Raw genomic sequence first — 243 nt, forward strand, 5'->3', positions numbered from 1 at the left:
GCACCGCGCGAGCGAGCAGATCAACCTGATCGACAGCCGAACCGTCTAGCCCCGCGCCCTGCACGGTGATGTTGCCGCCGGTCACATTGAAGCCCGCGAGTGACCCATCGGGTGCGAAGTTCGGTGAACCGGTCGTCAGGATCGCGCGCGAGGTGTTGATGAAGCCACCGCCGTTCACGCTGATGCCCGAACCGTTCGCTATGACGACTTCTGCGCGCTGGCCTGCCACTTCGAGATGGCCGT

The 243-nt window shown here is 64.6% G+C and carries 1 protein-coding gene; it reads right to left on the reverse strand.

Annotated elements, in window-relative coordinates:
- Nucleotides 1-243: filamentous hemagglutinin N-terminal domain-containing protein (locus SB764_RS43920; protein ID WP_410867301.1), on the reverse strand; the 243-nt coding region annotated here is incomplete at both ends.

The sequence above is a fragment of the Paraburkholderia sp. SIMBA_027 genome (genome assembly GCF_046535315.1).
Classification (GTDB): Bacteria; Pseudomonadota; Gammaproteobacteria; order Burkholderiales; family Burkholderiaceae; genus Paraburkholderia; species Paraburkholderia tropica.